The sequence below is a fragment of the Bradyrhizobium sp. USDA 327 genome, assembly GCF_041262065.1.
In the GTDB taxonomy this organism is placed as follows: domain Bacteria; phylum Pseudomonadota; class Alphaproteobacteria; order Rhizobiales; family Xanthobacteraceae; genus Bradyrhizobium; species Bradyrhizobium liaoningense.
Window position 1 is genome coordinate 1,575,089 of record NZ_JBGCCW010000001.1, and the last position, 13,417, is coordinate 1,588,505.

Annotated in this window: 10 protein-coding genes; 3 read left to right on the plus strand and 7 right to left on the minus strand. The window is 64.9% G+C overall.

Annotated elements, in window-relative coordinates; translation table 11 throughout:
- Positions 1-111: 111 nt before the first annotated feature.
- From ABIA42_RS07135 to ABIA42_RS07160, 6 genes are all read right to left on the minus strand, one after another.
- Positions 112-1,629, minus strand: a complete 1,518-nt coding sequence (locus ABIA42_RS07135) for a M81 family metallopeptidase (RefSeq protein WP_370114622.1) — start codon at positions 1,627-1,629, stop codon at positions 112-114.
- Positions 1,626-2,615, minus strand: a complete 990-nt coding sequence (locus ABIA42_RS07140; RefSeq protein ID WP_370114620.1) for an ABC transporter ATP-binding protein — start codon at positions 2,613-2,615, stop codon at positions 1,626-1,628. Before ABIA42_RS07140 ends, ABIA42_RS07135 begins: the two co-directional genes overlap by 4 nt.
- The gene (locus ABIA42_RS07145) at positions 2,612-3,634 is read right to left on the minus strand and encodes an ABC transporter ATP-binding protein (RefSeq protein ID WP_370114618.1); all 1,023 of its coding nucleotides are present in this window, start codon (positions 3,632-3,634) and stop codon (positions 2,612-2,614) included. Before ABIA42_RS07145 ends, ABIA42_RS07140 begins: the two co-directional genes overlap by 4 nt.
- Entirely contained in the window at positions 3,631-4,536 is a 906-nt protein-coding gene (locus ABIA42_RS07150; protein WP_370114616.1) for an ABC transporter permease, read from the minus strand. The genes ABIA42_RS07145 and ABIA42_RS07150 overlap by 4 nt, the downstream gene beginning before the upstream one ends.
- Before the next feature lie 4 nt (positions 4,537-4,540).
- Positions 4,541-5,458 (minus strand): ABC transporter permease, encoded by a 918-nt coding sequence (locus ABIA42_RS07155; RefSeq protein WP_271528620.1) that lies wholly within the window; start codon positions 5,456-5,458, stop codon positions 4,541-4,543.
- Between the two features lie 67 nt (positions 5,459-5,525).
- On the minus strand, positions 5,526-7,079 hold the full coding sequence (locus ABIA42_RS07160; RefSeq protein ID WP_370114614.1) for an ABC transporter substrate-binding protein: 1,554 nt from the start codon (positions 7,077-7,079) through the stop codon (positions 5,526-5,528).
- A 175-nt stretch (positions 7,080-7,254) separates the two neighbouring features.
- On the opposite strand from ABIA42_RS07160, the gene ABIA42_RS07165 reads away from it, so the two are divergent.
- Positions 7,255-8,058: an IclR family transcriptional regulator gene (locus tag ABIA42_RS07165; protein ID WP_370114612.1), complete on the plus strand. Its 804-nt coding sequence runs from the start codon at positions 7,255-7,257 to the stop codon at positions 8,056-8,058.
- A 275-nt stretch (positions 8,059-8,333) separates the two neighbouring features.
- On the opposite strand, the gene ABIA42_RS07170 is transcribed toward ABIA42_RS07165, so the two are convergent.
- On the minus strand, positions 8,334-10,073 hold the full coding sequence (locus tag ABIA42_RS07170; protein ID WP_370114610.1) for a methyl-accepting chemotaxis protein: 1,740 nt from the start codon (positions 10,071-10,073) through the stop codon (positions 8,334-8,336).
- Between the two features lie 224 nt (positions 10,074-10,297).
- Here ABIA42_RS07170 and ABIA42_RS07175 point away from each other — a divergent pair, with 224 nt between their 5' ends.
- Entirely contained in the window at positions 10,298-11,680 is a 1,383-nt protein-coding gene (locus tag ABIA42_RS07175) for an ethanolamine ammonia-lyase subunit EutB (protein WP_271528616.1), read from the plus strand.
- A 150-nt stretch (positions 11,681-11,830) separates the two neighbouring features.
- The gene (locus ABIA42_RS07180; RefSeq protein ID WP_271528615.1) at positions 11,831-13,417 is read left to right on the plus strand and encodes a B12-binding domain-containing radical SAM protein; all 1,587 of its coding nucleotides are present in this window, start codon (positions 11,831-11,833) and stop codon (positions 13,415-13,417) included.

A 13,417-nucleotide genomic window follows, 5' to 3' on the forward strand; every position in this document is an offset into this window, starting at 1 on the left:
GTGCATCTTGCCGCCGTGCGCAAGGAGCGGATCAAGCGCGGCGGGGTAGGGCCAGTGGCCTCGGCTGCGCGACGATCGGCGCGCCGTCGAGCAGAAGCCCGAGCGGACAGGTCAACCCGGCATGATCTCGTCGAGCGGCCAGATGGGACGGCGGACTCTTCGGTAGGAAAGCTTGGTGTGGTCATTGGTGGCAAGGCCGCCGCTATCGGCCAGGATCACCTCCTTGGCCATGGGTCCGAAGGCAGCTCGGAAGTGGTGCGCAGACTTGACCGCGACGATCCGGAATTGAGCCGGTTCTGCTCCGAGAATTCGGAACATTTCCTGATCGTAGGTCTGCAGCGTGTTGGTCGAAATTGCGATGGAGATGCCGTTGACCTCGAGCAAGGCCGCGGGCCCGAGCGACATGGGCTGACCGGCATTCATCGGCCCCTCGCATACGAAGGCGCCGTCCGACAGGCCGGTCACCCGCCCGGTCAGCTTGAGCGGAGGTCCGTAGCTGGCGGGATGGCGCTTGGCACCGACAACGACATCCAGGCTGGCTCCAAGGCCCGCGGCGTGGCAGCGGGCCGCGGTTTCGGGGTCGCCGAGGACACCGAAGAGCACGCTTCCGACCTCCGCCTGTAGCAGCGCCTCCAATAGACGGACACCATCGCCGTAGGCGCCAGAACCCGGGTTGTCGCTGCAGTCAGCGATCACGAGGGGACGGGTGTCCGCGACATCCGCTGCGGCTGCGACGGCAAGCGTCGTCGCGGTCGGCAAGTCGAGCACCGCTACGGTGGCCTCGGCGCGCCGGTGGTACATCTCGTCGTTGAGCGCGGCCGCGGCCTGCCGCGCGGCCGCCTCGGCGGCGTTGTGGGAGGCATCGTAGGTGACCTGAACGCTGGGGCCGACCTCGGCAATGTCTGCGAGGCTGAAGCCCGCGCAGACATCGACGGACAAGAGGCCGGGCGTTTGCGCCTGCATGTCCGCGGCGCGCGCCAGCAGGTCGCTCATCACGCCGCCCTGGGTCCGGCCGTGATTGCATCCTTCGAGCAGAGGTCCCTGCAGGCGGAAGACTTTCGGGCGGATCGTGCCGTCCATCGCCGACTGCAGCAGTTCAGCGGCGCGGAACGCCGTCTCATACTGGTCGATATGCGGGTAGGTTCGGTAGGGCAGCATGATGTTGGCGAGCCGGCCCATGCGTTCGGTGACGTTGGCGTGCAAGTCGAGCGTCACCGCAATCGGGATCGTTTCGCCCAGACGCTTGCGCAATCCTTCGAGCAGCGCACCCTCGGCGTCGTCGTCGGTCTCGGTCACCATCGCGCCGTGCAATGCGAGGATGATGGCGTCGAGCGGGCCCGTTTCGCAGGCCTCGTAGATCAGGCGCTGCAGTTCGGCCCAGCACTCAACCGTCACCTTCCCGGATGGGGTGGCCGCGGCGGCGACCGGCTGGACCAGGGTCCAGCCGTAACGTTTGGCTGCGGCCAGATGCGCGGCGATCTCCATCCTGGTGTCGGTCAGCGCCGCGGCGATCTCGGCATCCAGGAGAAGCAGCCGCTTGCGATAGTCCTCGATCGTCGTGGGAACGATCGAAAAGGTGTTGGTCTCGTGCGCGATTTGCGCCGAGAGAACGCGTCGCGTCTGGCTCATGGGATTCCTTCTTGGTCTTGTTTATGCCGTGGCCGGAGATGGCACTCGACGCGCCCATGGTCGTCGCGCAGAGGTTCCGGGCGCTGATGCCGGCAAACGTCCATCATGGCGGGACAGCGAGGATGGAAAGCGCAGCCGCTGGGCGGGTCCATGGGATTCGGATAGGAGATGCCGAGATGTGTGTCCGGGATGCCGAGGCCGGGCTCCGGGGTCAGAACCGATTGCAACAGGGCGGTCGTGTAAGGGTGACGAGCCTCGGCGAAGAGGCGCGTGGTCGAGGACACCTCGACGATGCGGCCGAGATACATGACCGCGACCCGGTTGGCGATATGCTCGACCACTGCAAGGTTGTGGCTGATCAGCAGGTAGGTGAGGCCCAGCTCCTTCTGCAGATCGAGCAGCAGGTTGAGGATCTGGGATTGGACCGAGACGTCGAGGGCCGAGGTGGGCTCGTCGCAGATGATCACCTCGGGTTGCATGACAAGGGCGCGCGCAATGGCCACCCGCTGCCGCTGGCCGCCCGACATTTGGCCCGGATAGCTGTCGGCAACGCGACGTGGCAGTCCCACGAGGTCGAGCGTCCTGACGACCGTCCGCTCTCGTTCGGCGGAGGTGCCGATGGCGTGGACGTCCAGCGGCGCGGCGACGATCTGCGACACGGTCTTGCGCGGGTTCAGAGACGAGTAGGGGTCCTGGAACACCGGTTGGATGCGGCGGGCCCGCGCTTTCGGATCGGCTGCGGCGAGCGTCTGGCCGTCGATCAGCACTTCGCCGGACGACGGCGCCAGCAGTCCGAGCAGGATGCGTGACAGTGTCGTTTTCCCGCAGCCGGATTCGCCGACCAGGCCCAGCGCCTCGCCGCGGCGCAGGCTCAGCGACACGTCGTCGACGGCTTTCAGCGTCGCCGTCCCGCGCATCAGTCCGCGGCTGACCCGGAAATTGCGAGTGACACCGCGCAGCTCGAGGATGGGTGACTGTTCGTTCATGTCGGGACCGCTGCGCCGCCATTGGCCAGAACGCAACGCACCGCATGCTCCGGACCGAGAGGATGGAGTGGCACGGTCCGCCGGCAAGGATCGTGCGCCTGGCTGCAGCGCTCGCGGAAGCCGCATTCCAGCAGTGGACCGATGAGCGAGGGCACGATGCCCGGTATGCTGCCGAGATGCTTGCCGGGTTGCGTGCGCCCGGGAACCGGAATGCAGCTGAGCAGCCCCTTGGTATAGGGATGCCGGGGCGCGCCGAAGATCTCCTGCGCAGTGCCAGTCTCGACGATCTCGCCGGCATACATCACGGCGACACGATCGGCGACGCGGGCGACGACGCCGAGATCGTGGGTGATCAGGACCAGCGCGAGACCCATCTCGCGCTTCAACTCCAGCAGCAGGTGCAGGATCTGCGCCTGCGTGGTAACGTCGAGCGCAGTGGTCGGTTCGTCGGCGAAGATCAGCTCCGGTCCGCACATCAGCGTCATGGCGATCATCACGCGCTGACGAAGGCCGCCGGAAAGCTGGTGGGGGTATTGGGCAAGTCTCCGTTCTGACGCCGTGATGCCAACCCGCTCCAGCAGATGCATGGCGCGCTCGCGCGCCTCTCGGCGGCCGGCGCGGCGATGACACAGCAACGCCTCCATCAACTGGTCGCCGACGCTGTAGGCCGGGTTCAGCGAGGTCATGGGCTCCTGGAAGATCATCGCCATGCGGTTGCCGCGCAACGCCGCCATGCGTCGGTCCGACATCCGCTCCAGGTTCTGCCCGTCGAAGGTCAGCTGCGCCGCGCTACGTTGGGCCTTGCGCGGCAGGAGGCCCATCACGGCCAACGAGGTCATGGACTTGCCGCAACCGGACTCGCCGACGATGCAAAGCGTTTCGCCGCGCTTGACGTCGAAGGAGATGCCGCGCACGGCGTGCAGCATGCCGTGCTCCAGCGGCAAGTCGACATGCAGATCCTTGACCACGAGGAGCGGCGCGTTGATCGCAGTCCCGGTCGTTGCCATGCTTTCGCTCATGACCGCCCCCCCGGCGCCATGACGTCGCGCAGGCCGTCGCCCAGGAGGTTGATGGCCAGGACCAGCAGGAACAACGCGGCCCCCGGAATGGTGATGAGCCAGGACTTGACGAACATCACCCTGCGTCCCTCTGAAACCATGAGGCCCCAGGATGGAGTCGGAGGCTGCACCCCGAGGCCGAGAAAGGACAGGGCAGCTTCCAGCAGGATGGCGTGCGCCATTTCCAGGGTGGCAACGACGATCAAGGCGCCGAGCACGTTGGGTAATATCTCCGAGCAGATGATGCGCCAGACCGACATGCCCACGGCTTGCGCGGCAATCACATACTCCAGATCGCGCACCTGACGGGTGGCGCTTCGCATGACGACCGCAAAGCGGTCCCAGAGCAGGAGGCCGAGCACCAGCACCACGATGAGCAGGGAGCTGCCCGCAATGGCGACGACCGCCAGTGCGACCAGGATCACCGGCATCGAAAGACGTGTCGTGACGACGAAGTTCACCACGTGGTCGACGCGACCGCCGAAATAGCCGGCCGCGATGCCGATCGCGGTGCCGATGAGGCCGGAAATCACCATCGTCACCAGGCCGATGATCAGCGATACGCGCGAGCCGTAGATCATGCGGCTGAGATAGTCGCGGCCGAGTTGGTCGGTGCCCAGCGGATGCGCCCAGCTACCCTTGGCGGCCCACACCGGGTCGATCAATCGTCGGGTCAGGTCCTGGGCATAGGGATCGTGGGGTGCCACCCAGGGCGCAGCCAGGGCGACGACGATGCAGACGATCAGCAGGCCGCCGCCAAACATGACGCCTCCGTGGCGGAGGGCTCGGCGGCGCATCCGCGCCCAGGGAGTGAGCGGTACGAATGTCTCGCGGGTCAGGGGTGTCGCAGTTGCATCGCTCATGGCGTCAGGCCACCCTGATCCTGGGGTCGAGCCAGGCATTGAAGAGGTCGGCGAGCAGCGCGAGGAAGATGTAGATGACGGAGAGCATCAGCACGATGCCTTGCACGACGGTGTAATCGGAGCGCTGCAGGGAGATCCAGGCAAGTTCGCCCACGCCGGGCATCGCAAAGACCGATTCGATCACGATCGAACCGCTCAGCATGAAGCCGAACTGCACTGCAGCCAGGGCAACGACCGGGATGACGGCGTTGCGCAGGGCGTGCTTGAACAGCACCTTGCCAGTCCTCAGGCCTTTGGCGCGAGCGGTGCGGATATAGTCGGAATCCAGCACCTCGACCATGCCGGCACGGGTCAGCCGCATGATCGCCGGCGCCGCATAGTAGCCGAGCGCGATGGCCGGCATGATGTAGTGCGCCACACTTCCGGTCCCCGAAATCGGCAACAGCCGCCACCACACGCCGAACACCAGGATCAGCATCAATGCAAACCAGAAGCTGGGCATGGCTTGGCCGAAAACGGCAATCCACAGACAGGCGCGGTCGAGCAGGCTGTTCGGCCTGAGCGCGGCGATCACACCGAGCGGGATCGACAGCAGGATCGCGAAGGCGAGGGCGAGCCCGCCAAGCGCCAGTGTCACCGGGAGCCGTTCGGCGATCAGTTCGAGCACGGGAACGTGGAAATACACCGAGCGACCAAGGTCGCCCGACAGCACCTTGGCGGCCCAATCGAGGTACTGGACTGGTAGCGGGCGGTCGAAGCCGAACTGACGACGCACGGTCGCGATGTCGGCTGGCGTCGCCCCCTCTCCGGCCACTGCCACAGCAATGTCGCCCGAGGCGCGCAGCAGGCCGAACGCCACCACCGAAACAGTGATGGCGACCAGCAGGGCCAACCCCAGGCGCTTGACGAGAAAGCCGAACATGTCTGCCCTTCAGATGCTTGCGGCCCCGGCGGAGGCGACCGCGTGTCCCCACGAGCCCCGCGCTTCGTTACTTCCAGCTGGCCTGGGCGAAATGCGGAATCTCGTCCGAGGTGGGCGTGAAGTTGAGCTCTGAAGTGTAGGCGTAGGTGTAGGGATAGGACCACAGCGGCAGCCAGTAGGCCTGGTCGGCGATGCGGTGCAGGGCCTTGGAATAGGCCTCCTTGCGCACGGCTGGATCCGTCTGCGTGTCTCCGTTCGTCAGGTCGGCCTTCACCTCGGCGTCGTTGTAGGTGTCTTCTGCATCACCTTTGAAGAACACGCCTGTCGAAGCCGAGACGTCGCCGATCGAGTTCGAGCCCCAGGTCATGAAGGCCATCTGCGACTTGCCACTGCGGATCGCATCGCGGATCGCGGCGTATTTGCCGAAGTTCAGGTTCGTCTTGATGCCGACACGCGCCAGGTCGCTGACCATTGCTTCCGCCAACTCGCGGTCCCGATAGCCATCGAGCGTGACGGAAAAGCCGTTCGGGTAGCCTGCCGCCTTCAGCAGCTCCTTCGCCTTGGCCACGTCGAAGTCATAGCGCTTGATCGTCTGGTCGCAGCCGAACTGCTCGGGGAAGCAGGCGCTGTGAACGACGCGCGCGCCGCCGGCGATCAGGTTGTCGACGATGGCCTTGCGGTTGATCGCATAGGAAATCGCCTGGCGCACCTCGATCTTGTTGAGCGGGCTGGCGCCGGCCTTGCCGGCCGCGTCGAAGGTCAGATAGCCGATGCGCATCGTCTCGGCGTCCTTGACCGTTAGGTTCGGTGCGGGACGTAGGGCGTCGGATTGGTCTTTTTCGACTTTCCAGATCCAGTCGACGCCGCCGGTCATCAGTTCGGCGAGTTGGGTATTCTTGTCGGGTATCGTGCGCATCACGAGCTTGGCGATCTGCGGCTGGCCCTTGGGGCTTTCCTTCCAGTAGTGATCGTTACGCGCGAAGGATATGGACTGCCCCTTGACGATCTCGGTCACCTTGTAGGGGCCAGTGCCGATGGGATGCGCTTCCATGCCCTCCTGGCCGACCTTCTTGGTATATTCGTTCGGATAGATCGGCAGCGGGCTGGAGAGATATTCCAGCGCGGCCGGGAAGGGCTTCTTGAGGACCAGGCGAACCTGATAGTCGCCCAGCTTCTCGGCGTGGTCGATCCACGAGATGACCGACGCGTTCTTCAACTTGGCCTCGGGGCTGGAGAAGTAGTTGATCGTGAAGACGACGTCGTCGGCGTCGAACGGCTCGCCGTTCTGGAAGGTCACGCCCTTGCGCAGGTCGAGATCCAGGATGGTCGGATTGACCCATTTCCATGATGTCGCGAGCGCGGGTTTGTATTCGCCGTGGACGGGATCACGGTAGATCAAGGTGTCCCAGATCAATCGGCTGAGGATCAGGGCGTCACGGCTGGTGCTCTGGTAGAAATTGACTGCTTCGACCTCCTGATCCAGTGCAAAGGTCAAGGTGTTGTTGGCTTTGCCGGCCATGGCGGGCGATGGGCTGAGTGTTGCGGCACCGACGGCGAGCGCGAGGGCCACTCCGGACGCGAGAGGCGGCAGGCGCCGCGAAAGTCGGAGATCCTGAAGCATCCTGTCTGCCTTTCCGTTCGGTCATGCCACCAAGTCCCGCGTATCGGGCCATTGTATCGGTAGGCGATATTTGATATCGTTACAGCGATACCAAAGCTTCCACATTTGCTGGAACGCGTCAAACATTTGTTGCAGTGCGCTACTTTGGGTCGCAAGCACGAGGCGGGAGGAATCAATGGGACGGCCGGCAGGGAGCAGGCAGGACGATAAGGGCGATGGTCTCTATGTCGCCGCCGTCGAGCGGGCGATGCGAGTCCTGGAAGTCGTGGCCGGTCGCATGGCGCCGATGAGTCTCAGCGAGATCGGCATTGCCACGGGCTTCGGCAAGAGTTCAGCGCAGCGGCTCACGCACACGCTGACGGCGCTCGGCTATCTGGAGAAGAATCCGGAGTCGCGGCGCTACCGCTTGACGGTGCGCGCCCTCGACCTGGCGCATGGCTTTCTCATCACCGACCCGCTGATCAACGACGGTTTGCTGCATCTGATCGATGCCAGCGAGCGTACCGGCGAGACATTCAACATGGGCAAGCTCGACGGCAGCGAGATCATCTACATCGCCCGCCTGCCGGCGCATCGCATGAACGTCGCCGCCGCACTGGTCGGACGGCGGCAACCTGCCTATTGCGCCTCTGGCGGGCGCGCCATCATGTCCCAGATGCCCGTGTCCGAGGTTGAATCGTTGCTGGACTCGCGGGCGCTGCATGCTCTTACGCCCATGACGATCACCGACCGGATGCGCATTCTGCAGATCATCGAACAGGCGCGCCTCGATGGTTTTTGCGTGTCCAACCAGGAAGTGCTGCTCGGCGAGATCGGCGTCGCCGCAGCGATCACGGACGAATGGGGGCGTCCATTGGGCGCAGTGCACAGCTCGGTCTCCACCGCGACATGGACGCTGGACGCAGTGCGCGAGAAGCTGGCGCCACAGGTCATGGAAGCCGCGCGCCTGATCTCACGTCCTCGCAAGGCGCTGGACTGACAGCGTTTGCCTTGAGCGGAGATCGGCAGGCCTGATCGCCGGGGCCAGGCCACGGAGGCGCGCGGGCCGGGAGAGTGCGAAGCGGCACGCCATCACCATGATGAGATCATGCCGGTGTTTTGCCCGACGAGTCAAATCGATTCGTAAAATCCGCAATCGTCAAACCCGGTCGCCAAGCCATTGATAAAGCTGCGCCCGTCTACTGTGCATGGGGTTGTTTTTCAGTTTTTTGTTTGGAGCGTGCCCACCGCCGCTTCGCGGGCGGGCACGCCCTGTCATCCCGCCCTGGCGAGGCGGCTGTCCGCCGACCCCGAGCGCAAGTTCTGGAAGAACTTCTCCACCTCGCGCGACAGCGTGTCCGCCGTCGCCGTCAGGCTGCTCGCCGCCGTCAGCACCGAGGATGCCGCCGTGTCGGTCTCGCCGATGGCATCGCGCAGCGAGGTGATGTTGGCCACGAGCGTCTCGTTGCCCTGCGCGGCCGATTGCGCGTTCGATGAGATCTCGCGCGTCGCGGCGTCCTGCTGACTGACGGCGCCGGCGATCGCCGAGGTGACCTCGTTGATCTCGCGGACCGCGCCGCCGATCTCGCGGACGGCATCGACGGCGTTGCGGGTCGAGGCCTGGATCATCGCGACGTTCTCGCTGATCTCGGCCGTGGCCTTGGCGGTCTGGCCCGCGAGCGCCTTCACCTCATGGGCGACGACGGCGAAGCCGCGGCCGGCATCGCCGGCGCGCGCGGCCTCGATGGTGGCGTTCAGCGCCAGCAGATTGGTCTGCTCGGCGATCGCCTGGATCAGGCTAAGCACGCCGTCGATGCGCTGCGTGGCCGCGGCGAGGCTCTCGATCTCGGAGATCGACTTCTCGGTGCGCTGGCCGGTCTGCTCGACCGCGCCGGCGCTCTGGCGCACCTGGCGGCCGATCTCCACCACCGAGGCCGACAGTTCTTCGGCCGCGCCCGCCACCGCCGTGACGTTGTGCGAGGCCTGCTCTGTGGCGTTCGCCGCCGTGCCGGCGCGGCTGTTCGCGTCCGCGGTGACGCGCGTGATGGTCTGCGCGGTCTCGCGCATCACCGAGGCGTTGTCGCTGAGGCCGCGCATGATCGCGCCGATCGCTTCGCGAAATTGCTCGACGGATCGTTCGATGTGGCGGGCGCGCTCCTCGCGCGCGGCGGCGTCGTTCGACACTTGCGAGGCGAGGTTGCGGTTGCGGCCCATGGCGTCCTGGAACACCTGGATCGCGCGGGCCAGTGCGCCGATCTCGTCGGCGCGGTCGGAGTGCGGCACCACGACGTTATCGGCGCCGTCGGCGACCTGCTTGATGGTGGCGGTGATCGAGGCGAGCGGCCGGGCGATCGAGCGGGCGATGATGACGATGCCGATCGCGACGAGGGCCAGCGCCACGCCGCCGAGGCAGGTCAGCACGAACGACAATTCGCGATTGGTCTCGGTCTGCTGCGCGATCTGCCTGGCGCGCTCGGCATAGACCTTGGACAGCGCCTCGAGGTCCTTGTTCAGGGCCGAGCGCACCGCGCGGTTGGCGTCGTTGTCGCCCCATTCGCGGCCCGCGGCTGCATTGATCTCGACGCCGCGGCGCACCAGCTCCTTGCGGAACTCGACGAACTGCTCGATGCGCTTCTTGAAGGTGGCAAACTGCTCGGAATCGTCGGCCTTGACGATGGTCTCCCAACGCTTCACGACGTCGAGGATCTGGGCGTTGAACTTGAGCAGGCCTTCGCCGTATTTCTTCACCACGGCCGGCTCGGTCGACATGTAGACGCCGCGCGATTCCATCACCACCGCATAGACCAGCGAGTTGACCCGCTCGACGTTCAGCGCGGCGGCATTCGCCGTCTCGATCGCGCTGGTCAGGTCGGCGCTGCGGCGGCTGTTGTAGTCGGACAGCATCGCGATCGCGGCCGTGAGCAGCGCGAACAGCGCGAAGATCGCGTAGAGCTTGGTGGCGAGCGTGAAACGGCCTGCCAGCTTGGTGGCATTCCCAGATCGGTCTAATGTCATGGTGTTCAGGGGCCCGGAATGGCCTGAAATGGCCGGTGAGCGGGGTCGTGTAGAATTGATGCAAAACTTTGCAGGAGGAGGGTGGACGCGGCGTTAACGCGCCGGTCGGCCTGCTTCGTCTTTGGTCGAACGAAAGGTAAGATATTTCAGCGCCTTGATCCGAAGGAATAGTTTCAGGATAGTCCTCGAGTCGGCCGTTGGCCGACCAACCCCGGAGAGGCCCCTTGGTCTACCGTCACAGCATCGACGCCACGACCTACACCTTCCCTGATCTGCGCGACCTGCTCGCCAAGGCGACGCCGCCGCGCTCCGGCGACCGGCTGGCCGGAATTGCCGCTGCCAGCTCCGAGCAGATGATCGCGGCACGCATGGCGCTCGCGGATGTGCCGCTCGGCCAATTCCTCCAGGAAGCCGTCATTCCCTATGAGACCGACGAGGTCACCCGCCTCGTCATCGACAGCCATGACGCCAGCGCCTTTGCGCCGGTGGCATCGCTCACCGTTGGGGCCTTCCGCGACTGGTTGCTGTCCGATGCCGCAACGCCCGAGATCCTGCGCAAGCTCGCGCCCGGCATCACGCCGGAGATGGCGGCCGCAGTGTCAAAGCTGATGCGCAACCAGGATCTGATCCTGGCGGCGCGGAAATGCGAGGTCACCACCGCTTTCCGCAATACCATCGGGCTGAAGGGGCGGATGAGCACGCGGCTCCAGCCGAACCATCCGTTCGACGATGCCAGGGGCATCACCGCCTCGATCCTTGACGGCATTTTGTTGGGTGCCGGCGATGCCTGCATCGGCATCAATCCTGCGAGTGACGATCCTGCCGTCATCGCCCAATTGCTGCGGCTGCTCGACGAGATCATCGCGCGATTGAAGATCCCGACGCAAGGTTGCGTCCTGACCCATGTCACGACGACGCTGTCGCTGATCGGGCAGGGCGTGCCGGTCGACCTCGTCTTCCAGTCGGTCGCCGGCACAGAGGCGGCCAACCGCAGTTTCGGCATCGATCTCGCGCTCCTGAAAGAGGCGCAGCAGGCCGGGCTGTCGCTGCGGCGGGGCACCATCGGGCAGAACGTGATGTATTTCGAGACCGGCCAGGGTTCGGCGCTGTCGGCGGGCGCCCATCATGGGGTCGACCAGCAGACCTGCGAGGCGCGCGCCTATGCGGTCGCCCGCGCTTTTGCCCCGCTGCTCGTCAACAGCGTTGTCGGCTTCATCGGCCCGGAATATCTCTATGACGGCAAGGAAATCATCCGGGCGGGACTGGAAGACCATTTCTGCGGCAAGCTGCTCGGCCTACCGCTCGGGGTCGACATCTGCTACACCAACCATGCCGAGGCGGACCAGGACGACATGGACAACCTCCTGACGCTGCTCGCCGCCGCCGGCGTCACCTTCATCATGGGCGTCCCCGGCGCCGACGACGTCATGCTGAACTACCAGTCGACGTCTTTTCACGACGCGCTCTATGTCCGCGACGTCTTCGGCTTGCGCCGCGCGCCGGAATTCGACGACTGGCTGGTGCGCTCGGGAATTACAGGCGCCGATTTCCGTCTGGCCGGCGATGCAGGCCTGCTGCCCGATTTTGCCTCGCGGTTGATCGCGTGAGGCGGCCGGCCAGCTCTCCATCCGGTGAAACCATCGGCGCTCCCCGGAATTATGCTTGTGCCACAATATTGAGAAATTCCGGCGACAGCATTACCCTGTGTCTGGCTGGCAATTTCCGCACTATCGGTCGAGCGTGGCGGGGGAGCTTTGATGCGAGCTGAAAGTAACGGAACGTCCCGGCGGATTCTCTGCGTGTTTCCGCGCTACACCTCGTCCTTCGGCACGTTCGAGCATTCCTATCCCCTGACCGACGGCGTCCGCGCCTTCATGCCGCCGCAGGGGCTGCTGCTGATCTCCGCCTACCTTCCGAAAGAGTGGCAGGTCAAATTCGTCGACGAGAACCTGCGCCGCACGACGAAGGAGGAATTCGAATGGGCGGAAGCGGTCTTCGTCAGCGGCATGCACATCCAGCGCCAGCAGATGAACGACATCTGCCGCCGTGCCCATGAATTCGATCTGCCGGTCGCGCTCGGCGGGCCCTCGGTCAGCGCCTGCCCGGACTATTATCCGTCCTTCGACTATCTGCATGTCGGCGAGCTCGGCGACGCTACCAACCAGCTGATCGAGATCCTGTCGCGCGACACCTCGCGTCCCGAGGCCCAGGTGGTGCTGACCACCAGGGACCGCGTGCCGATGACGGAGTTTCCGATTCCGGCCTACGAGCTCGCGGACGTGAAGAAATACTTCCTCGGCAGCATCCAGTACTCCAGCGGCTGTCCCTATCAGTGCGAGTTCTGCGACATCCCCGGCCTCTACGGCCGCAATCCGCGCATCAAGTCGCCGCAGCAGATCATCGCCGAGCTCGATCGCCTGCGCGAATGCGGCATGACCGACACGGTCTATTTCGTCGACGACAATTTCATCGGCAACCGCAAGGCGGCGCTGGACCTGTTGCCGCATCTGATCGAATGGCAGAAGCGGACCGGCTACGTGGTGCGTCTCGCCTGTGAGGCGACGCTCAACATCGCCAAGAGGCCCGAGATCCTCGAGAAGATGCGCGAGGCCTATTTCGTCACCATCTTCTGCGGCATCGAGACGCCCGACCCTGATGCACTGAAGGCGATGCAGAAGGACCACAACATGATGGTCCCGATCCTGGAGGGCGTGCGCACCATCAACTCCTACGGCATGGAGGTCGTGTCCGGCATCATCATGGGACTCGATACCGACAAGCCGAACACCTCGGAAGCGCTACTCGCTTTCGTCGAGGAGTCCCGGATTCCGCTGCTCACCATCAACCTGCTCCAGGCGCTGCCGAAGACGCCGCTATGGGACCGTCTGGAGCGCGAGGGCCGCCTGGTCGACGACGACGGCCGCGATTCCAACGTCGACTTCCTGTTGCCTTATGACGAGGTCGTCGCATCCTGGAAGCATGCGATGGCGGTCGCCTACGCGCCCGAGAAGGTTTACGCGCGCTATCAGTATCAATGCGACAATGTTTACGCGCGCCGACTCAAGATGCCGGTGCCGGACGAGATGAAGACCTGGCCGAACATCCGGCGCGGCCTCGTCATGTTGCGCAACATATTCTGGAAGGTCGGCGTGCTCGGCGACTACAGGCGCGTGTTCTGGAAGTTCGCGCTGGGACGCATCAAGCGCGGCGACATCGAGGGCCTGATCGGCTGCACGCTGATCGCGCACCATCTCATCACCTTTGCGCGCGCGGCCTCCAGCGGCAAGCAGAACGCCTCGAACTATTCGATCCGCCTGCGCGAGGCCGCCGTTCCGGCCGAATGA